The sequence below is a fragment of the Rhodococcus sp. K11/5 genome (assembly GCF_055193735.1).
Genome location: NZ_CM143721.1, coordinates 4,226,867 through 4,246,659, shown reverse-complemented (window position 1 = coordinate 4,246,659; position 19,793 = coordinate 4,226,867). Strand labels below are relative to the sequence as shown.

Here is a 19,793-nt window from a genome sequence, read left to right as displayed (position 1 = left end):
CGCGGTCATCGGAGCAGGCCCTTCGCGTCGAACGTCGTCGGGGACGCCAACGCCGCTTTCTCCGCTGCCGCGACGGCTGTTTCTCGATCGACGCCCAGTGGCATGCTCGAAATGGAGCGGTGCAGTTCGATGATGGCGTTGATCAGCATCTCCGGTCGCGGCGGACAACCGGGGAGGTAGATGTCCACGGGCACCACGTGATCGACGCCCTGCACGATGGCGTAGTTGTTGAACATTCCTCCGGACGAGGCGCAGACACCCATGGCCAGAACCCATTTGGGCTCGGCCATCTGGTCGTACACCTGTCGGAGGACGGGTGCCATCTTCTGGCTGACCCGGCCGGCGACGATCATCAGATCCGCCTGCCGGGGTGATGCGCGGAAGGCCTCCATGCCGAAGCGGGCGAGGTCGAAGCGACCGGAGGTGGTCGACATCATCTCGATGGCGCAGCACGCCAGGCCGAACGTGGCGGGCCACAGCGACCCCTTGCGCGCGAATCCGGCCAGCCCCTCGACCGTCGTGAGCAGGAATCCGCTCGGCAGTTTCTCCTCCACACCCATGAATGTCGTCCCTCGTCCCTCGGTTGTGTGCCGATTCGACCGTTGTCTCGCGTGCGCCTCAGTCCCAGCTCAGGCCGCCACGTCGCCACTCGTAGGCATAGGCGACGGAGACGTTGACGATGAACAGCATCATCGCCATCAGTCCGAACATCCCGAGTGCGTCGTAGTGCACGGCCCACGGATAGAGAAAGACGATCTCGATGTCGAAGATGATGAAAAGCATTGCGGTGAGGTAGAACTTGACCGGAAATCGGCCGCCGCCGAGGCGTTGCCGCGTCGGTTCGATGCCGCACTCGTAGGCGTCGAGCTTGGCTCGGTTGTAGCGGGACGGGCCGACGTACGACGCGACCAGCACGGAGAAGACGGCGAAGGCGACGGCGATCGCGCCGAGAACCAGCACTGGCATATACGCATTCATGCCGACCGAACTCCTGCCCCGTGTCGTCGGACGGGTCCTCGTGAGACCCCGAGCGAGATCAAAAGTGAGCTATGCCACACACAGTAGGACGTTTGAAGCGCGGTGGTTCGGTTTTCGAAACTCGGGTATCAACTCGTGTCCGCTGTGCGGTCGGTGCGTGGTCGCTGTGCGCCGAGCGGAGTGAGGGTGCCGTTCGGTCCGTCTAGCGAGGTGAGGGGTCCCCCGACTCCGAGGGTGCCGCGCGCAGCAGCGCCGTCACCGCCGCGGAGAGCTCCAACGGGTCGATCGGGTGCGAGATCGCGGCGTCGGCGCGCGACCAGTTGGCCAGCCAGGCGTCGTCGGGCCTACCGGTGATGACGAGGATCGGCGGGCACGGGTCGATCTCGTCGCGCAGCTGCTTCGCCAGCCCCATTCCACCCGTCGGGGCGGCTTCGCCGTCGAGGACGACGAGATCGACGCCCCCGGCGTCCAGGTGGGAGATCACGACGGGCGCGGTGGCGACGTCGACGTAGTCGATGAGCGGGAGATCGGGGTGAGGGCGACGGCCGAGGGCCTGGTGGACGGCCTCGCGCGTGCGCGACGAACTGCTGTACACGAGCAGGCGAACGGTCGCATCGGCCACGATCGCGATGCTACAACCGGAGGCGGGAGCGACAGGGGCGATCGGCGCGATCGGCGCGCGGCCGGCCGGGGCGGGACACCTCGCGGATGTCGGACCGGGGGTGCACAATCGTCGACGTCGACGACGAAGGGACACACCGTGACCGAGAAGCGCGCGTTCACCGCCTGGCCACCGCTCGAAGTGAGCGAGTGGGAGGACACCCGAGACACCGTCCATCTGTGGACCCAGATCGTCGGCAAGGTACGGATGGCACTCGGGCCCGAGGTCAACCACTGGTGGGGCGTCACCCTGTACGTCGACGCGACCGGTCTGACCACGTCCTTGATGCCGTACCGGGACTTCGGGGTGGAGATCGCCTTCGATTTCGTCGAGCACCTCCTGATCGTGACCACGACGCGGGGTGATCGCCGAACGATCGAGCTGAAGCCCCGCACCGTCGCGGACTTTCATGCCGAGTTCTTCTCCGTCCTGTCCGACGTCGGGGTGGAGGTGTCCATCGTCGGCACCCCGGTCGAGGTGGTCGAGGCCATCCCCTTCGCGGAGGACACCGTCCACCGCAGTTACGACGCCGACGCGATGAGCCGATTCTGGATGTCTCTCGTGAGCGCGAACCGTGTCTTCGAGAGTTACCGGGGCGGTTTTCGGGGAAAGTCGAGCCCCTCCCACTTCTTCTGGGGTGCTTTCGATCTGGCGGTCACGCGCTTCTCGGGACGAGCGGCTCCGCAGCACGGGGGCGGTGTGCCCAACTGCCCCGACTGGGTGATGCACGAGGCCTACAGCGACGAGGTCGCGAGCTCGGGATACTGGCCGGGCGCAGCCTCCGAGGGCATCTTCTACGCGTATGCCTACCCGCTGCCCGACGGGTACGCCGAAAGCGCGGTGCTGCCGGATGCCGCGTACTACGACCATGCCCTCGGCGAGTTCGTCCTGCCCTACGAGGCCGTCCGCACCGCGGCCGACCCCGACGCGATGTTGCGCGAGTTCCTGGACTCCACCTTCGAGGCCGCCCGCCGTAGCGCCGAGTGGCCGTGAGGAATCAGGGGTGGGCGCGCACCATCGGTACGTGATCGATGCCGGCCTCCAGGTAGCTCGGGCCGGTTCGCACGAATCCGAAACGGGTGTACCAGGTTTCGAGGTAGGCCTGCGCGGAGATCTCCACGGTGTCGGCGATCTCCGCGAGCGCCGCGACGAGCAGCTGCGCAGCCAGGCCGCGACCCCGAGCGGTCTTCGCCGTGGCCACGCGCCCGATATGAGGGGGGCTGCCCCCGCCGAGCACCCGCAACGTGGAGACCACCTCTCCGTCCTCCTCGACCCACCACAGGGTCGTGGCCGGTTCGAGGTCGCGTCCGTCGAGTTCCTCCTCGTCCACGATGCGCTGCTCGTGCACGAAGACGTCGGTGCGCAGCCGCGCGATGCGGTAGACGGTGGTGGGCGGGGTATCGGCGAGCGCGGCGTGGTGCACGGTGATCACGCGGTCCAGTGTTCACCAGCGCGGAGTTCGGCGTCGTTCCGGGCGTGATCCGCACACCTTCCCTCCGGCGCACACCCCTTACCGCACGCTGGAGGGGGTGTTTGCGTGCGGTAAGGGGTGCGAATCGGAGGGTGGACCCCCGCGTCAGCCCAGCGCGACGAAACCGAGCGGGTCACTCAACAGGGTGGCCACGGTGGACAGGAACCGCGACCCCTGCTCGCCGTCGACCAGTCGGTGATCGAACGACAGGCTCAGCGTCGTGACCGAGCGCAACGCGATCTCGCCTCGGTACTCCCAGGGTTGACGACGCACCGCGCCGAAGCAGAGGATCGCGGCCTCGCCAGGGGTGAGAATGGGTGTGCCCGAATCGATTCCGAACACGCCGATGTTGGTGATGGTGATCGTGCCGTCGGCCAGGTCGGCGGGCCCGGTCTTGCCCTCCTTGGCCACGGCGGTCAGGGCGGTGAGCTGTTCGCACAGTTCGCGCAGGCCCAACGTGTGCGCGTTCTTGATGTTGGGAACCATCAGACCGCGCGGCGTGGCGGCGGCGATGCCGAGGTTGACGTACTTCTTGGTGACGATCTCCTGCGCGTCCTCGTCCCAGTGCGAATTCAGGCTGGGATTGCCTCGCAGCGCCGTGAGCACGGCCTTGGCCACGAGGGCCAGGGGCGTGATCCGCACACCGTCCATGAGCGCACTGCCGCGCAGCTGTTCGACGAGTTCCATCATCGGCGTCACGTCGACGGTGACGAACTCGGTGACGTGCGGGGCGGTGAACGCACTGCGCACCATGGCGTCGGCGGTGTGCTTGCGCACGCCCTTGATCGGCGACCGTTCCTCCTCCGGGTGCGGAGTCGCGACCATCGCGTCCAGATCGGCGACGGTCACCTCGCCGTGCCTGCCCGACGCGGTGACCTCGGACAGGTCGATTCCGCGGGTGCGCGCCTCGAGGCGGGTCTTGGGGGCGGCGAGCGGGCGCTGCGACTCGGCACCGGCGGACTTCGGCCGCGCGGGCGCGGCGGCGGGTGCCGTGGGACGGCGGCTCGTCGACTCCTCGGCCACGCCGTATCCGACGAGGACCGGGGTGCGGGCGGGTGCGGCCGCCTCCGGTGTGGGGGTCTCGGCCTCGGCGGTCGGCTCGGGTGCGGGTGCCGAGGCACCGTCCGGATCGGTGTCGATGTCGATGAAGGGAGACCCCACGTCGACGGTGTCGCCTTCCGCGGCGTGCCGGGCGACGACGACGCCGACGTACGGCGAAGGTAGTTCGACCGAGGCCTTCGCCGTCTCCACCTCGGCGATGGTCTGGTTCAGCGTGACGGTGTCGCCGACCTCGACGGTCCAGGTCAGCAGCTCGGCGTCGGCGAGACCCTCACCGAGGTCGGGCAGGGAAAACGTCTTGACGGTCGACATGTCGGAGGCTCCTTGTGGGTGCACCGGTGAAGCAGTGTGTGTCAGCTCACACAAGCACTGTGCCGCAGTCTGCACAAGAGTCGGCCATGAAAATGCGCACAATGCCTCCTTCGACGCCGGCTGCGAGGGACTTTCTGGGCGACGTGACCGGTCGGCGCCCGGGGGCGGGCCGCCCCCGGTCCTCGTCTTCCATACTCGAACCATGAGTCGACGGTGCGGCGGATGAACTCGGCCCTGGCGCTCCTCGCCGCCGGCGCACTGCACCTCGGTTTCCAGTTGGTGGTGACCCTGGTCGTGTATCCGGCGCTGTCGGACGTGCCGGACGACGGCTGGTCGCGCGCGCACGCTGCGCACTCGCGTCGAATCACCGCGATCGTCGCACCGGTCTACGGATTGCTCGCTGCCGCGTGTCTGTGGGTGCTGGTCGCAGGACCGTACGACGTTCCGATTCTGGTGAGCGTGGCCGGGGCCGCCACCTCCGCGATGGCCACGGCACTCGTGGCCGGTCCGGTCCACGGCCGACTCGGGCGTGAGGGGCGGAGCGCGGAACTCTTCGGCCGACTGCGCCGGGCCGACATCGTGAGACTGGGCGGCGCCGCGGTGTGCGCGATGGGCGCGTTCACCTCGTTGCTCTGACGCCAGGGCGCTCGGACCAGGGCGTTCGGACCAGGGCGCTCAGGCCGGGGCGTCCGACCACTCCCCCGTCGCCAGGAACCGATCGACGCGCACCCGCTCCGCCGCCGGGTCCATGCCGTGTTCGGTGACCCACGCGTCGTCGTAGTAGGTGTCCTCGTAGCGCTCACCGCCGTCGCACAGCAGCGTCACGATGCTTCCGGTCTCGCCGCGTCGCTTCATGTCGGCCGCCAGCCGGAACGCCCCGATCAGATTGGTCCCCGTGGATCCGCCGGCGTGCAGGCCGGTGACCTCGTCGAGCATGCGCACCGCCGCCACCGACGCGGCGTCGGGAATCTGCATCATGTGCTCGATCACCGCGGGGACGAACGACGGTTCGACGCGCGGTCGACCGATGCCCTCGATGCGTGATCCCGTGCCGGTCGCGTCGGGATTGCCCGCGTCCCACGCCTCGAAGAACGCCGACCCCTCGGGATCGACGACGCACACCTTGGTCGGGACGCGCTTGTAGCGGCAGTACCGACCGATGGTGGCGCTGGTGCCACCGGTGCCGGCACCCACCACGACCCAGGTGGGAACCGGAAACCGCTCGAGCGCCATCTGATCGAAGATCGAGCACGCGATGTTGTTGTTGCCGCGCCAGTCGGTGACGACGGAGGCATTGGTGAACTGGTCGAGGTAGAACCAATCACGTTGGGCACCCAGGGTTTCCGCAACTCGATACACGGCGCCGGGTGAATCGACCAGCCGACAGATGCCGCCGTACCGTTCGATCAACGCGATCTTCGCCGGGCTGGTGGCAGCGGGCATGACCGCCACGAATTCGAGACCCACGAGTCGGGCGAAGTAGGCCTCCGAGACGGCGGTGGACCCGCTCGACGCTTCGACGAGGGTGGTCCGCGGCCCGATGTCCCCGTTCGCGAGTCCGAACAGGAACAGCGACCGCGCGAGCCGATGCTTGAGCGAGCCGGTGGGGTGGACGGACTCGTCCTTGAGGTACAGGTCGATCCCCCACTGCGTCGGGAGTGGAAAGGGGTGCAGGTGGGTGTCCGCGCTTCTGTTCGCGTCGGCCTCGACGATGCGCAGCGCGTTCTCGACCCAGTCCCGATCCTCGATCATCATGCGCACATTCTGACGGGTAGTGGTTCACTGGTCTCTGCAGGGGGAACACCGACGAGACGACGATCTCGAGAGGCCACCGTGCTCACTGAACACCCGGCACCATCGCATCGACCGGCTACCGCGTACATCAACGCCATTTCCACGGCGGTACCCGAACACGACGTGCACGACGATTTCGTCGCGTACGCCGACTCCACCTTCGAGCTCCGCCGCAAGCAACTGCTGTTCCGTCGGATGGCCGACCGCGCCCAGATCTCGCACCGATGGTCCGCGTTCCCGTCCATCGCCAGCTTCTACGGCGACGATCCCAATGCCGTCGACACGCAAACGCGCATGCGGGAATTCGAGCGCACCGCACCGGATCTCGCGGTGCGCGCGGTCGACGGGTTGAACCTCGGTGCCAGGGCCGCGGACATCACGCACCTCATCGTGCTCACGTGCACCGGATTCTACACTCCGGGAATCGATTTCGAGATCATGAAGAGATGCGGGGTCCCGACGACGGTCGAGCGCACCCAGGTCGGATTCATGGGGTGCTTCGCCGGTATCAACGGGCTGAAGTTGGCGCACCACATCGTGCGGTCCGAGCCGTCCGCGCGCGTACTGGTGGTCAGCACCGAACTGTGCTCGCTGCACATGCAGAAGACGGACGACCTCGAGACGATGCTCTCGTTCCTGGTGTTCGGCGACGGCGCCGCGGCGGTCCTCGTCACCGGTGAGCCGAAAGGTCTGGCGATGGACTCGTTCCAGGCGCTGATGATCGAGGATTCACGCGATCTGATCACGTGGCGGATCGGCGGGATGGGCTTCGACATGGTGCTGTCCGGCAAGGTGCCGGGATCGTTGTCGCGGGCGCTGGACGAGACGACCATGAAGATCGTCCTCGGTGGTGCGGAGATGTAGACGGTGGACCTCTGGGCCATTCACCCGGGCGGGCGATCGATCCTCGACGCGGTCGAGGGCGCGTTGCACCTCGAATCCGACGCTCTGTCCGCATCGCGACACGTTCTGGACAATTACGGCAACATGTCCTCGGCGACAGTTCTGTTCGTTCTCGCGGAAATGATGGAACGCGGTGACACGGGAAACGGGTGTGCGATGGCGTTCGGCCCCGGCCTCACCGCGGAAACGATGTTGTTCCACGCAGCCTGAGTGCGCACCCACGCGAGTGAGGGGCCCCCTGATGTCGCGAGACGGACCCAACGGCACCCTCACTTCGATCGGGCGCCGCGCGACGGGTGCCGTGCACCCGCGCGCACACCCTCACGCGTGAGCGGAGTTGTACGCCTCCTCGACCTCGGAGGGGATCCGGCCACGACTCGAGACGGTGAATCCGTTGTTGTTGGCCCACTCCCGGATTGCCTTGGTCTGCAGCGGATCCCGCGCCGAACCGGCGCTCCCGTTCTCGGCGGACGTCATCTTCTTGGACGCCTTCTTGGCGCGGCCACCGACCCGGGTGGCGTGCTCGGACCAGTAGTCGAGCTGCTTGCGGAATTCCTTGGCATTCTTGGCACCGAGGTCGATCTCGAATTCCACGCCGTCGACCGCGAATCCGATGGTCTCGCCTTTGCCGGTCTTGATCGGCGATCCGTCGATATCGTCGACCAATTCGACGTAAACTTGCTTGGCCATGAAGGCGTCCTCTCGATATATCCCCGAATGAAGTCGTAACCATGGCCGTCCGACGCCGTCGGTGGTGAACCGAGAAAGAGTCGAGTGACTACAGCTGCGTACCACACCTTAAACAATTGAACGGATCGTAGGTAGAGGCGGGCCGGTGAATCCTTCGTTATCTCCACGATGGAAACCGTTCGGTTCGACGACGGTGTCGTGGGCCGCGGACGATCCTTACCCGAAATAACCGCGGCGTGGCCGGTGTTGCACGCAGGAGATCTCTATCGGAAGGTGACTGTCGTGGCTGTACCACTGTCGATCCTGGACCTCGCGCACATCGGTGCCGGGGGCACGGCTCGCACCACGTTCGACTCCAGCGTCGCGCTGGCTCGTCTCGCGGAACGCAAGGGCTACAAGCGAATCTGGTATGCCGAGCACCACAACATGGCCTCCATCGCCTCGTCGGCGACCTCGGTGCTCATCGCGCACGTCGCGGCACACACCGAGTCCATCCGATTGGGGTCCGGTGGTGTGATGCTGCCCAACCATTCGCCATTGACCATTGCTGAGCAATTCGGAACGCTCGCGACTTTGCACCCCGGACGTATCGATCTGGGGCTCGGTCGAGCGCCGGGTTCGGATCAGGTCACGATGCGAGCACTGCGGCGCGACCCGTCGTCGTCGGACTCGTTCCCGCGCGACGTCCAGGAATTGCAAGGATTTCTCGGGGCGAACTCCCTGGTTCCCGGAGTGAAGGCAGTGCCCGGTCACGGAACCGACGTCCCGCTGTACATTCTCGGATCGTCGCTGTTCGGTGCCCAGCTCGCCGCGCACCTGGGACTGCCGTACGCCAATGCCTCCCATTTCGCTCCGGACTCTCTCGAGGAAGCCGTCGAGGTCTACCGTGCGAACTTCCGCCCGTCGGACCAGCTCGACCGGCCGTACGTGATCGCCGGGGTCAACGCGGTCGTCGCGCCCACCACGGCCGAGGCGCAGGCGCTCAACGACGCCGGAGTCCGGGATCGCGTGGTGCAGATGGTCGGCCGCGGCCGGTCCTTCACTCCGGAGGAGGTGGACATGATCATGGAGTCCCCCGCCGGGATGCAGATCCAGCAGATGGTCAAGTACACCGCGGTCGGCACGCCCGAGGAGGCGTCGGACTACCTGGAGAAGTTCGCCGCGCACGCGGACGCCGACGAGGTCATCGTCGCCAGCATCATCGGCGACACCGACACCTGGCTGCGATCGTACGAGCTACTCGCCGACGCGCACCTCGGCGTCGGCGTCTGACCACACGGGCGGAAGCCCGAACCGGTCGAACAGCTGCACGTCGAAGAAGCACACCACGTGGGCGACGCCCGAGTCGGTGATCTCGAGGACGTGCAGCTGGAACGGCCGGTGCACGCCGTCTGCGCCCAGCATGTAGAGCCCGAACGCGGGCTGGCCGTTGGCCGTGGTGGCGATCATCCGCATCGACTCGGGCCCGGTGGCGGGGCACTTGGTGGAGATCAGTGCGCCGATGTCGGCCGCGCCCCGGTACCAGCCGGTGAACGGCGGCATCTCCCAGACGGCCTCGGCGGCGAACAGCTTCACGATGCCGTCGATGTCGTAGTTCTCGAACCCCTCGACGTACCGACGGAGAAGCTCGCGAGTCTCGGGTGACTCGGGTTCGGCGAGCGTTCCCTCCTCCGGCAGGATCGCGTCGATCTGGGCGCGGGCACGCTGGAGCAGGCTGTTCACGGCCGCCGTCGTGGTTCCCAGCAGTTCCGCCACCTCGGACGCGCGCCACTGGAGTACCTCACGCAACACCAGCACCGCGCGTTGGCGCGCCGAAAGGTGTTGCAGCGCAGCGACGAACGCGAGTCGCACCGACTCCCTCGACGTCACCGTCGTGGCCGGATCGTCGGGGGTGTCGTGCACCGCGTCGGGCAGCGGTTCCAGCCACGCGATCTCGTGCCGTTCGATCAGCTCGTCCGCTGGGTCCGAGGCCGCCGCGCCCAGGCCCGACGGCAGGGGCCGACGTCTGCGCCCCTCGAGCGAGGTGAGGCAGGTGTTGGTGGCGATGCGGTAGAGCCACGTGCGGAGCGACGAGTCGCCCTTGAAGTTTCCGTAACCCCGCCACGCCCGGACGAACGTGTCCTGGACCAGGTCCTCGGCGTCGTGGATCGACCCGGTCATGCGGTAGCAGTGGGCGGTCAGCTCCCGGCGGAACGGCTCCGCGAGCGACATGAAGTCCTGATCGAGCGCCGAACCGGTCGTCGTCATGGCGAGCAGAGTAATCCTCGGACGGGCCTTTCGCCGCCGGAAAGCACCGACGGAACTGCCCCCCGACAGCGCCGGACGTCCTACAGCCGGACGGCGGACCGGAACCGACGCAACCGAAGACTGTTCGTCACCACGAAGACCGACGACAGCGCCATCGCCGCGCCGGCGAGCATGGGATTCAACAGCCCGGCCGCGGCCACCGGAATGGCGGCGACGTTGTAGGCGAACGCCCAGAACAGGTTCACCCGGATGGTGTGCAGGGTCGCGCGCGCCAGGCGAATCGCGTCGACCGCTGCTCTCAGGTCACCGCGAACCAGCGTCAGGTCGCCCGCCTCGATCGCCGCGTCCGTACCGGTGCCCATGGAGAGTCCGAGGTCGGCGACGGCGAGCGCGGCGGCGTCGTTGACGCCGTCGCCCACCATGGCCACGACCCGGCCCGATTCCTGCAGCGACCGCACGGTGTCGACCTTCTGCTCGGGCAGCACTCCGGCGATGACCCGATCGACTCCCACGGCGTCGGCGACGGCGCGCGCGGCCGCCTCGTTGTCGCCGGTCAGGAGGACGGGGTCGAGTCCGAGTGCACGCAGTTCGGCGATGGCGACGGCGGACGTGGGCCGGACGGTGTCGGACACCGCGATCACGCCCCGCGGGGTGACGGCGGCAGCGGTGTCGGTGTCGGCGCCGGCAGAACCCCACCCGACGACGACGGCCGTCGATCCGCGGTTCTCGGCCTCGGTCATCGCGTCGCGCAGGTCCATCGGCAGTGGACCGTCGAACAGATCGGGCCGGCCCACGAGCACGCGTCGTCCGGACACGGTCGCCGCGACACCGCGACCGGGCGTGCTCGCGAAGTTCTCGGCCGGTTCGACGACGCCGTCGGCCTCGCCCGCGGTCACGATGGCCCGGGCCACGGGGTGTTCGGACCCGCGCTCGGCGGCCGCGGCGAGCGCCAGCACTTCGGCGGGAGAGGCAGACGGGGCCACCACGGACTGCACGCTCATCTCGCCGGTGGTGACGGTGCCGGTCTTGTCCACGACGACGGTGTCCACGCGCCGGGTCTGCTCGAGCACCTCGGGGCCCTTGATGAGCACCCCGAGTTGCGCGCCCCGGCCGGTGCCCACCATGAGCGCGGTGGGCGTGGCCAGGCCGAGGGCGCAGGGGCAGGCGATGATCAGCACCGCGACCGACGCGGTGAACGCCGTGCTCCAGCCGCCGCCCACGGCGAGCCAGACGCCGAAGGTCACGAGCGCGATGGCGATGACGACGGGGACGAACACCGACGAGATCCGGTCGGCGAGACGTTGGGCCTCGGCCTTCCCGTTCTGCGCCTCCTCGACGATCCGGGCCATCTGCGCGAGCTTGGTGTCGGACCCGACGCGGGTGATCCGGACGTCGAGGCGGCCGTCGGCCGCGACGGTACCCCCGGTCACGGCGTCGCCGACGGCCTTGTCGACGGGGATGGACTCGCCGGTGATCATCGACTGGTCCACCGCGGCGGCGCCGTCGATCACCTCGCCGTCGGCTGCGATCTTCTCGCCGGGGCGCACCAGGATCACGTCGTCGACCGCGAGATCGTCGACCGACACCTGGTGCTCGCGGCCGGAGCGGACGACGGTGGCGGTCTTGGCGCCGACCTCGAGCAGGGCGCGCAGCGCGGCGCCCGACGCCCGCTTGGATCGGGCCTCGAGATAGCGCCCGGCCAGCAGGAACGTGGTGACGCCGGCGGCGGCCTCGAGGTAGATGTTGGCGCTACCGGTGCCCTGTTCGGCCGTCAGCGCGAACGGGTGCCGCATACCGGGCATCCCGGCGGTGCCGAAGAACAGGGCGTACAGCGACCAGCCGAACGCGGCCAGGGTGCCCACCGAGATGAGCGTGTCCATGGTCGTCGCACGGTGTCGGAAATTGGTCGCCGCGGCGAGATGGAACTGCCAGCCGCCCCACACCACGACGGGGGCAGCGAGAGTCAGCGAGAGCCACTGCCAGTACTCGAACTGCAGTGCGGGCACCATCGCCATGGCGATGACCGGCACCGTCAGGGCGATGCAGATGAGCAACCGGCGTCGGGAGAGGTCGAGGGGCGACGGACCGTCCTCGGCCGCCGGATGCGCGGCCGGAGTGGGCACGGCCGCCGTGTAGCCCGTCTTCTCGACGGTGGCGACCAGCTGATCGACGGTGGCCGTGGAGGTGAGGACGCTCGCTCGCTCCGTGGCGTAGTTGACCGTGGCGCTGACGCCGTCGAGCTTGTTCAGCTTCTTCTCGATGCGGTTGGCGCACGACGCACAGGTCATACCGCCGATGTCGAGATCGATGCGCCGAGCGGTGTCGGCAGACGAGGCCGATGCCGCGGACTCGGCGGTGGGAACGGTCACGGTGTACCGAGATCGGCGATCTCGTAACCCGCCTCGTCCACCGCGGCGGCCAGGGCGGCGTCGTCGATCGGAGAATCGGAGTCGATGCGGACCTTCCCGGAGTCGAGCGTCACATCGACCGAGGTGACGCCGTCGAGTGCGCCGATCTCCTCGGACACCGCGCCGACGCAGTGGTTGCAGGTCATGCCGCTGACGGTGATGGTTCGAGTGGTCATGGAGTTACCATACCCCCCTACGGTATAGGCGCGCCAGGGTGCGCGGAGGACCCCGGTGTTCACCTACGAGGGCTACGCTGGGAACGGACCCACCCGCCCATCGTGAACCACACGAGTTCGACCACCACGAGTGACGCAGCAGCGAAAGCGAGAGCACACCGATGGAGCACTCGGAACCATCCTGGCGGAGTGCCGAGCACCCTCGCCCGGACCATTTCCTCGTCCACCTCAGCGATACCCACCTCGTCGGCGAGGGGGAACTCTACGACGCCGTCGACAGCGAAGAGCGAGTCCGGCAGATCTTCGCCGAACTCGCCGAATCGGGCGCGCGGCCCGAAGCGCTGGTGTTCACCGGCGATCTCGCCGATCGAGGCGAACCCGCCGCCTACGAGTCGCTGCGCGCACTCGTGCAACCCGCTGCGGATGCCGTCGGCGCCACCCTCGTGTGGGCGATGGGCAATCACGACGATCGGGCCGCGTTCCGCACCCGGTTGCTCGACGAGCCCCCGTCCACGGACCCGGTCGATCGAGTCGTCGAGATCGGTGGGTTGCGCGTCATCACGCTCGACTCGACCGTGCCCGGTCATCACCACGGCGAGCTCACCGATGACCAGTTGCAGTGGCTGGCAGCCGAACTCAGCGTTCCGGCTCCGCACGGCACCGTCCTCGCCATGCACCACCCACCGGTCCCATGCGTCCAGGATCTCGCGGTGCTGGTGGAACTGCGGGGCCAGCGTGCGCTCGCCGATGTGCTGCGCGGCACCGATGTCCGCGCCATCCTGGCGGGCCACCTGCACTACTCCACCAGCGCCGTCTTCGCGGGAATTCCGGTGTCCGTGGCGTCGGCCACCTGTTATACCCAGGACCTCAACGTCCCCGTCGGTGCGCAGCGCGGTCGCGACGCGGCGCAGGCCTACAACCTCATCCACGTCTACGGCGACGGCCGCGACGAGCGGGACACCGTCGTGCACTCGGTCGTCCCCATCAGCACCGGCGACACCGTGGGGACCTACGTGTCCGCGGACGAGACGGAACGACGGTTGGCCGAGGCGGGCGTCGTCATCGCCGACGCCTCGGCGAGCACCCTCACGTCCCAGCGCTGACCCGGGGCCCGAGGGGCGACGGCGCTACTTCTCCCAGGGGGCCGGGATGGGGAAGTACCGGGTGAGGAAGTCGGTGACCGCCGCTGCCCGCTCGTCGGCGTGGATCTCCGGGAAGCTGCCGTCGTTGAGGCAGAAGAAGTCCATCGAACGCTTCGCCAGCAGGCGCTCCATGTCCCGCAGCCCGGTGCGCATCGTGGTGTCGATGTACTTCACCGAGGCCGCCGTCTGGACCACCGCGCGGCCGGTGAGCAGCGAGTAGTAGTGGTACAGCGAGTTGGTCACGGAGATGTTGTCGCTGGCGCGGAACGCGCTGGCGGCGGTGGCGGCGAACTCCGCCGGGAACTCGCGTTCGAGCTCGAACATGACGCTGCGGCGCAACGGCGCCGGGGCGTGCTCGAGGTGGCGGGTGGTGATGCGGCCGAACCGCTCGTGCAGCAGTCGACGGTTCACGCGGGCCGCGTTCTCGAAGCCGCTGCGCTGCTCGTCGTTGCTGCCGAGCCCGATGCGCATCCCGGCCTCGACGAACATCGAGATTCCGCCGGGTGAGAAGAACATCTGTGGACCCACCGGACGGCCGAAGAACATGTCGTCGTTGGAGTACAGGAAGTGCTCGGCGAGCCCGTCGATGTGGTGCAGCTGGCACTCGACGGCCTGCGAGTTGTAGGTGGGCAGCACCGACGGATCGGCGAAGAACTCCTCGCTGCGCACGAAGGTCACGTCGGGGTGATCGGCGAGCCAAGCGGGCTTCGTGGAGTCGGTGACGACGAAGATGCGTCGGATCCACGGCGCGTACAGGTGAACCGATCGCAGGGCATACTGCAGTTCGTCGATCTGGCGGAAGCGTGCCTCGTGGTCGTCACCCTCGCCGACGACGACGGTGTTCATCCGCGCCGCGCGCTCGGCCTGCCACTCGAGGTCGGTGCCGTCCACCCACGAGAACACCAGGTCGATGTCGAAATCGATGTCCGACGCGTGGTCGGCGAACATGTTCTCGATGGTCGGCCAGTGCCGACCGAAGCGCTCGACCGTGCCCCGCACGGCTTCGTCGGGCCGGATGACGCGTCGGGTCAGGGAGTTCTCGACGGGCAGCACGATCTCGTCGTCGGAGATGTCCCACAACTCGATCTGCACCCCCGTCGCGGCACCGTACGAGAGCCGACTCGCCACGTGGACGCGGGGTCGGAAGAGGCGGAAGATCCGAGCCTGGTTCGACGACGCCAGCAGGCCGTCGGCGACCAGGAGCGTCTTGCCCTTCTTGGCGTCCATCGACCGGGAGTAGAACGGCTCGTCGGCGCAGCCCGCGACGAGAGCCTGGCGCAGTTCCCTGCGGCGCAGGCGATCGATGGCGACCACAGGCCGTTCGTCGTTGCCGCGGACCAGCAGATAGTCGATGCCGGCGCGATCGAGGATGTCGCGCAGGAACAGCAGGTCCTCGACCATGGCTTCGTGCGGCGTGGTCGTGGTGATCGCGAGGGCGAAGCGGTCCTTCACCTCGGCGATGTCGCTGCGTTCGGACAACCGAGCGCGCGATGCGGCCGACGCCCGGACTATGTCGTCGGCTCCGTCGCTCTCGGGCGGAACCAGGTAGACATCGGGCGTCTCGACGATCTGTGTGATGGTGTCCGTCCCTTGCTGCTCGATTCGGCCCCCTGCTTGCTCGATTCAGCTCAGTGTACGAGACCGCAGGGTGTGGTCCGGACCGGTTCGAGCGGTCACTGGAGCCTTCTCGAACGACCGAGTACCCGCTACTGCCCCCGCAGCAACCCCAGCGCTTCCTGGACGCGCGTGAGATGCCGGTCCATGGCGTCCGACGCGTCGGGACCGGAGCCGGACTCGATGGCGTCGACGATGCTCGCGTGCTCGGTGTTGGACCGCTCCCGACGGTCGGGCAGCAGGTTCACCATCTCGGACTGGCGAGAGAGGGCCTCGCGGATCTCGGCGAGGACGGCGATGAAGATCTCGTTGCCGCTGGCCTGGGCGATGAGCAGGTGGAACTCGGCGTCGAGCTCCACCCAGCGTCGAGGATCGGTCTCGGCGGTCATGGTCTCGAGCAGGGTGCGCAGCGCGTGCATCTGTTCCGGCGAGCGCCGCTCGGCGGCGAGTGCGGCGGCCGGCATCTCGATGTGCGGGCGTGCTTCGCGCAGCGACGCCGCCGAGTGCTTGCCGAACACCGCGTTGGTTTCCACCGACGACGAGACGACGAACGTCCCCTTGCCGGTGTGCGTCTCGGTCAGACCCAGCGCGGTGGTCGAGCGCAGCGCCTCGCGCACCACCGAGCGACTCACGCCGAAGCGCGTGGCCAGCGACGCCTCGGAGGGCAACCGCGTCCCCACCTCGAGCTCACCGCCCTCGATGGCGCTGCGGAGTTCGGCCAGGACGGCCTCGGCCGCGCCGACGCGCGTCACGATCGTCTGCTTGCTGGCCCAACTGTCGGACAGGGTCATGGCGACACTGTGAACGAGGACTCGGTGAGGGGCAAATCGGGCACCGCCGGCAGGGCGGTCGGACGTGTCGATCGGGTTGTCTTCGTTGTTCTTCTGTTTGCACTAGAAACCGTGATACTTACCGATCGACCGGCCGGCGTAGCGTCGCCCGCATGGACACGCCTTGCCCCTGCGGATCGAACGTCCCGTTCGGTCGCTGTTGCGAACCGGTGGTGACCGGGGACATCTCCGCTCCCACGGCCGAGCGGCTCATGCGCTCTCGCTACACGGCGTACCACCTGGGCGACGCCCGGCATGTCCTGCGCACGTGGCACCCCGACACTCGGCCGGCCTCGCTGGATCTCGACGACGACCGCGAGTGGACCGGGCTCGACGTCCTGGCCGTCACGGGCGGCGGCATGCTGCACACCTCCGGCACGGTGGACTTCGTCGCGCACTTCCGCGACCGCCGACGCGGCCGCTCCGGAGTCGGCGAGATGCGGGAGAACAGCCGATTCGAGCGGGTGAGCGGCGTGTGGATGTACGTCGAGGAGCTGTAACGGGAGCTCAGGCTTCCCGTGCCTCGATCTCGTCGACGAAGGCCGCGGTGATCCTCGCGAGCTCGGGCCCGTGCGAGAGCGGTGACCAGTGGCCGGCGGCGATGTCCGTGCGGCGAAGGTCGCGGACCCACCGGTGGGTGTCGTCGTAGTGGAACGGCCGCACGGCGATGTCCTCGGTGTTCACGATCAGCTGGACCGGAACGTCGACGAACTTTCGGCCGGGCCGGGTCAGGCGCGACACGAGGTTCGCCTGGTAGAGCCGCACGCCGTTGACGGCGTCGTCGTACAGCGTGTCCGACGGTGTCACCATCGACGGGTCGACGTTCGAGAACTCCTGGAGAAAGGTCCCCCAGCCGCGACCGTACTGACGGTCGATGCGCATGCGGGCGAGCCGGGTGCTCTGGAAGGTCACGGTGTACCAGGACGCGCGGAACTGCGCGAGGACCTGGCCGATGCCGCGAAGCGAGGGGCGGCGCAGACGAGCACGCACCCACTGCCCCAGGTGATCGAGGTTCGGCCCGGACACCGAGGTGTAGGACTTGATGCGCTGTGCCGCAGCGGGATCCGCGGCGGCCTCCCAGGTCTCGACGGCACCCCAGTCGTGTCCCAGGACGTGCACGGGCGTGCCGGGGCTCACCGCGTCGATCACGGCGCGCAGATCGTCCGCGAGTTCGGTGAGCAGGTAGCGGGCGTTGTCGGTGGGGACGGTCGATTCCCCGGCGCCGCGAGAGTCGTAGGTGACGACGCGGAAACGGTCGATCAGGTGGGGGCGCACGTGCTGCCACAGCACGTGGGTGTCGGGCCAGCCGTGCACCAGCACCAGCGTGGGGCCGTCGGGGTTGCCGGAGGTGAAGACGGCGAGCTCGATGTCGCCGTTGCGTACGGTGGAGCGGACTTCGTCGGTCATGGCGGCGCTCCTGTTCTGTTGCGGCACAGGGGTTGTGGGCACAGGGGTTGTGGGCTCGGCGGTCACAGGTCGAGCACCAACGGACCACGTTCGGCGCGGGAGACGCAGATGAGCATGTGGTCCTCGCGGTCGGTGGCGGTGAGTCGCTTCTCGCGGTGTTCGGGGGTGCCGGACAGCACCCGCACCTTGCACGTTCCGCAGAAGCCCTGCCGGCACGAGTACGCGACGGCCGGGAACTCGTCCTTGATGACGTCGAGTGCGGATCGGTCGGCCGGTACCTCGAGGGTGCGACCCTCCTTGGCGAGCACGACGCGGAACGGGTGACCGCCGATCACGGGAGGCGCGCCGAACCGCTCGAAGTGCAGCGACCGGGCGGCGCAGGACGCGAACGAGGTGCGCACGCCCTCGAGCATCGGGGTGGGGCCGCAGCAGTACACGGCGCCTCCCTCGGGAGCGCCGGCGAGAACGTCTGCCGCCGTGGCGATTCCGTGCTCGACGTCGGTTCGAACGGTCACCCGCTCCGATTCCCAGCTCTCGATCTCCGCCAGGAAGGGCATGCTGGCCCTCGAGCGTCCGCAGTAGACGAAGCTCCAGTCGAGACCCGCGGCGTGGGCCGCCTTCACCATCGGCAGGATCGGGGTGATCCCGATGCCACCCGCCACGAAGTGCACGCGGGATTCCTCCGCGAAGGGGAACGCGTTGCGAGGGCCGCGCACGGTGACCGTCGATCCGGGTGTGAGCCCGTGCATGATGGCCGAGCCGCGGCCGGACGGGATGCGGCGGACGGCGATGCGGTACCGCGATCGATCGGCCGGGTCGCCGCACAGCGAGTACTGCCGACGCAAGCCGGGGGTGAGGTGCACGTCGACGTGGCATCCGGGCCGCCACGCCGGCAGGATCGATCCGCCCGCGTCGACCAGATCGATCATCACGACCTCGCCGTCGTCGGTGGCGGGGACGACGGACTCGACGGTGAGCGTGGCCGCGGAGTCGGGCGTGCGTCCGGCGACCTCGGGGTTGTACCGCACGCGCGACATGGCCCCGAGGTAGTTGCCCACCAACAGGCCGAGGACGCCCAGCGCCCGGTCGCTGCGCGGGCGACCGCGCAGGTCGCGGGGCAGGCTCGTCACTGGGACGCTGCTCGCGCGGCCGGTGAGGAGGCCAGGTACGCGACGGCCTGGGACGTCGATCCCTCCTGGCTCGGGTGGTAGCTCGCCCGGAAGTACCGCATGAGCCGCACCGTCAGATCGACGGGACCGGGCACGGTGCCGCGCCGAGCGGCGCTGCGCCACTTGAGCGGCGTCGGGCGCCGACCCGAGGCGGGACCGTCGGCCAGCAGCGGATCGTTCATCATGAGGAAACGCGTGCCACGTACCCAGAGGTAGACGAGCAGGGGTGCGACGAGGACCTGGGTTCGCAGCCGACGCACCTCGCGGCGATCGAAGTACCGCAGTACGTCGTACGCCACGGAACGGTGTTCGACCTCCTCCGATCCGTGCCAGCGCAGCAGGTCGAGCATGGTCGGGTGCACGTTCGCGCGGTCCAGGCCCTCGGCGTTGAGCACCCAGTCGCCCAGGAACGCGGTGATGTGCTCGATCGCGGCGATGAGCGCGAGCCGCTCGACGAGGTGGTTCTGGGTCCGCCGACTGGTGACGGGGCGGGGACCGATGACCTTCGAGAAGACCCAGTTCATCTGGTCGGTGAACGGCGTCGGGTCCAGACCGCTGTCCTTCAGATGATCGAGGACGCCGGAGTGCGCGGACGAGTGCATGGCCTCCTGGCCGATGAACCCGATGACGTCCTCGCGCAGGTTCTCGTCCTCGATGTACGGCAGGGCTTGGGTGAACGTCGCCACGAACCACTCCTCGCCGGCCGGCAGCAGCAGGTGCAGGACGTTCAGCGCGTGGGTGGAGAACGGATCGCCCGGAATCCAGTGCATCGGCAGGCCGTCCCAGTCGAACTGCACATCGCGGGCATGGAGGACGAGGTTGTCCGGGTCGTGTCCTACTGCGGTCATGTACTCGTCCTTCCCTGTTCACGCATGTGCGTGGCTCAGATCACCGAATCTTACTATGACAGGGAGTAACGGTAAAGCCCGGGC

The 19,793-nt window shown here is 68.3% G+C and carries 22 protein-coding genes; 7 read left to right on the top strand and 15 right to left on the bottom strand.

Annotation, left to right across the window (positions count from 1 at the left end; translation table 11 throughout):
• Positions 1 to 5: 5 nt before the first annotated feature.
• From ACY466_RS19805 to ACY466_RS19795, 3 genes are all read right to left on the bottom strand, one after another.
• Positions 6 to 560, bottom strand: coding sequence for a NuoB/complex I 20 kDa subunit family protein (locus ACY466_RS19805; RefSeq protein WP_463248350.1), 555 nt, complete (start codon positions 558 to 560; stop codon positions 6 to 8).
• A gap of 58 nt (positions 561 to 618) precedes the next feature.
• Complete coding sequence (locus ACY466_RS19800) at positions 619 to 978, bottom strand: NADH-quinone oxidoreductase subunit A (protein ID WP_463248347.1); 360 nt, start codon at positions 976 to 978, stop codon at positions 619 to 621.
• Positions 979 to 1,180: 202 nt separating this feature from the next.
• Complete coding sequence (locus ACY466_RS19795; RefSeq protein WP_463252378.1) at positions 1,181 to 1,603, bottom strand: Rv3143 family two-component system response regulator; 423 nt, start codon at positions 1,601 to 1,603, stop codon at positions 1,181 to 1,183.
• A gap of 135 nt (positions 1,604 to 1,738) precedes the next feature.
• Here ACY466_RS19795 and ACY466_RS19790 point away from each other — a divergent pair, with 135 nt between their 5' ends.
• A complete protein-coding gene (locus ACY466_RS19790) occupies positions 1,739 to 2,632 on the top strand; it encodes a DUF5996 family protein (protein WP_463248343.1) in 894 nt (297 codons plus the stop codon).
• Between the two features lie 4 nt (positions 2,633 to 2,636).
• Here ACY466_RS19790 and ACY466_RS19785 read toward each other — a convergent pair whose 3' ends face one another.
• Together ACY466_RS19785 and ACY466_RS19780 are read right to left on the bottom strand one after the other, a co-directional pair.
• On the bottom strand, positions 2,637 to 3,071 hold the full coding sequence (locus tag ACY466_RS19785) for a GNAT family N-acetyltransferase (protein WP_463248340.1): 435 nt from the start codon (positions 3,069 to 3,071) through the stop codon (positions 2,637 to 2,639).
• Between the two features lie 144 nt (positions 3,072 to 3,215).
• Positions 3,216 to 4,481, bottom strand: a complete 1,266-nt coding sequence (locus ACY466_RS19780; protein WP_463248336.1) for a dihydrolipoamide acetyltransferase family protein — start codon at positions 4,479 to 4,481, stop codon at positions 3,216 to 3,218.
• A gap of 222 nt (positions 4,482 to 4,703) precedes the next feature.
• Here ACY466_RS19780 and ACY466_RS19775 point away from each other — a divergent pair, with 222 nt between their 5' ends.
• Entirely contained in the window at positions 4,704 to 5,117 is a 414-nt protein-coding gene (locus ACY466_RS19775; protein WP_463248333.1) for a hypothetical protein, read from the top strand.
• Between the two features lie 39 nt (positions 5,118 to 5,156).
• On the opposite strand, the gene ACY466_RS19770 is transcribed toward ACY466_RS19775, so the two are convergent.
• Positions 5,157 to 6,236, bottom strand: coding sequence for a PLP-dependent cysteine synthase family protein (locus ACY466_RS19770; RefSeq protein WP_463248329.1), 1,080 nt, complete (start codon positions 6,234 to 6,236; stop codon positions 5,157 to 5,159).
• Between ACY466_RS19770 and ACY466_RS19765 the strand changes: the two genes are divergently transcribed.
• Together ACY466_RS19765 and ACY466_RS19760 are read left to right on the top strand one after the other, a co-directional pair.
• Positions 6,150 to 7,139: a type III polyketide synthase gene (locus ACY466_RS19765; protein ID WP_463248325.1), complete on the top strand. Its 990-nt coding sequence runs from the start codon at positions 6,150 to 6,152 to the stop codon at positions 7,137 to 7,139. The genes ACY466_RS19770 and ACY466_RS19765 overlap by 87 nt on opposite strands.
• A gap of 3 nt (positions 7,140 to 7,142) precedes the next feature.
• Complete coding sequence (locus ACY466_RS19760) at positions 7,143 to 7,388, top strand: 3-oxoacyl-[acyl-carrier-protein] synthase III C-terminal domain-containing protein (protein WP_463248321.1); 246 nt, start codon at positions 7,143 to 7,145, stop codon at positions 7,386 to 7,388.
• A 111-nt stretch (positions 7,389 to 7,499) separates the two neighbouring features.
• Here the strand turns inward: ACY466_RS19760 and ACY466_RS19755 are convergent, their stop codons facing one another.
• Complete coding sequence (locus ACY466_RS19755) at positions 7,500 to 7,868, bottom strand: histone-like nucleoid-structuring protein Lsr2 (RefSeq protein ID WP_463248317.1); 369 nt, start codon at positions 7,866 to 7,868, stop codon at positions 7,500 to 7,502.
• A 282-nt stretch (positions 7,869 to 8,150) separates the two neighbouring features.
• Here ACY466_RS19755 and ACY466_RS19750 point away from each other — a divergent pair, with 282 nt between their 5' ends.
• Positions 8,151 to 9,140, top strand: coding sequence for an LLM class flavin-dependent oxidoreductase (locus tag ACY466_RS19750; protein WP_463248314.1), 990 nt, complete (start codon positions 8,151 to 8,153; stop codon positions 9,138 to 9,140).
• Here the strand turns inward: ACY466_RS19750 and ACY466_RS19745 are convergent.
• The 3 genes from ACY466_RS19745 to ACY466_RS19735 form a co-directional block, all read right to left on the bottom strand.
• Positions 9,105 to 10,115 (bottom strand): sigma-70 family RNA polymerase sigma factor, encoded by a 1,011-nt coding sequence (locus tag ACY466_RS19745; RefSeq protein WP_463248310.1) that lies wholly within the window; start codon positions 10,113 to 10,115, stop codon positions 9,105 to 9,107. The genes ACY466_RS19750 and ACY466_RS19745 overlap by 36 nt on opposite strands.
• An 80-nt stretch (positions 10,116 to 10,195) precedes the next feature.
• Positions 10,196 to 12,484 carry a heavy metal translocating P-type ATPase gene (locus ACY466_RS19740; protein WP_463248306.1) on the bottom strand — a complete coding sequence of 763 codons (2,289 nt, stop codon included), beginning with the start codon at positions 12,482 to 12,484 and terminating at the stop codon, positions 10,196 to 10,198.
• Positions 12,481 to 12,699, bottom strand: a complete 219-nt coding sequence (locus ACY466_RS19735; RefSeq protein WP_463248302.1) for a heavy-metal-associated domain-containing protein — start codon at positions 12,697 to 12,699, stop codon at positions 12,481 to 12,483. Before ACY466_RS19735 ends, ACY466_RS19740 begins: the two co-directional genes overlap by 4 nt.
• A gap of 161 nt (positions 12,700 to 12,860) precedes the next feature.
• Here ACY466_RS19735 and ACY466_RS19730 point away from each other — a divergent pair, with 161 nt between their 5' ends.
• Complete coding sequence (locus ACY466_RS19730; RefSeq protein WP_463248297.1) at positions 12,861 to 13,802, top strand: phosphodiesterase; 942 nt, start codon at positions 12,861 to 12,863, stop codon at positions 13,800 to 13,802.
• Between the two features lie 24 nt (positions 13,803 to 13,826).
• Here the strand turns inward: ACY466_RS19730 and ACY466_RS19725 are convergent, their stop codons facing one another.
• Both ACY466_RS19725 and ACY466_RS19720 read right to left on the bottom strand, forming a co-directional pair.
• Positions 13,827 to 15,242, bottom strand: coding sequence for a stealth family protein (locus ACY466_RS19725; protein ID WP_463252377.1), 1,416 nt, complete (start codon positions 15,240 to 15,242; stop codon positions 13,827 to 13,829).
• Positions 15,243 to 15,547: 305 nt separating this feature from the next.
• Positions 15,548 to 16,246, bottom strand: coding sequence for a FadR/GntR family transcriptional regulator (locus ACY466_RS19720; RefSeq protein ID WP_463248292.1), 699 nt, complete (start codon positions 16,244 to 16,246; stop codon positions 15,548 to 15,550).
• A gap of 152 nt (positions 16,247 to 16,398) precedes the next feature.
• Here ACY466_RS19720 and ACY466_RS19715 point away from each other — a divergent pair, with 152 nt between their 5' ends.
• The gene (locus tag ACY466_RS19715) at positions 16,399 to 16,785 is read left to right on the top strand and encodes a YchJ family protein (RefSeq protein ID WP_463248289.1); all 387 of its coding nucleotides are present in this window, start codon (positions 16,399 to 16,401) and stop codon (positions 16,783 to 16,785) included.
• 7 nt (positions 16,786 to 16,792) lie between these two features.
• Here the strand turns inward: ACY466_RS19715 and ACY466_RS19710 are convergent, their stop codons facing one another.
• The 3 genes from ACY466_RS19710 to ACY466_RS19700 form a co-directional block, all read right to left on the bottom strand.
• The gene (locus ACY466_RS19710) at positions 16,793 to 17,692 is read right to left on the bottom strand and encodes an alpha/beta fold hydrolase (protein ID WP_463248285.1); all 900 of its coding nucleotides are present in this window, start codon (positions 17,690 to 17,692) and stop codon (positions 16,793 to 16,795) included.
• Between the two features lie 62 nt (positions 17,693 to 17,754).
• Complete coding sequence (locus ACY466_RS19705; protein WP_463248282.1) at positions 17,755 to 18,822, bottom strand: PDR/VanB family oxidoreductase; 1,068 nt, start codon at positions 18,820 to 18,822, stop codon at positions 17,755 to 17,757.
• The gene (locus ACY466_RS19700; RefSeq protein WP_463248279.1) at positions 18,819 to 19,709 is read right to left on the bottom strand and encodes a metal-dependent hydrolase; all 891 of its coding nucleotides are present in this window, start codon (positions 19,707 to 19,709) and stop codon (positions 18,819 to 18,821) included. Before ACY466_RS19700 ends, ACY466_RS19705 begins: the two co-directional genes overlap by 4 nt.
• Between the last annotated feature and the right edge of the window lie 84 nt (positions 19,710 to 19,793).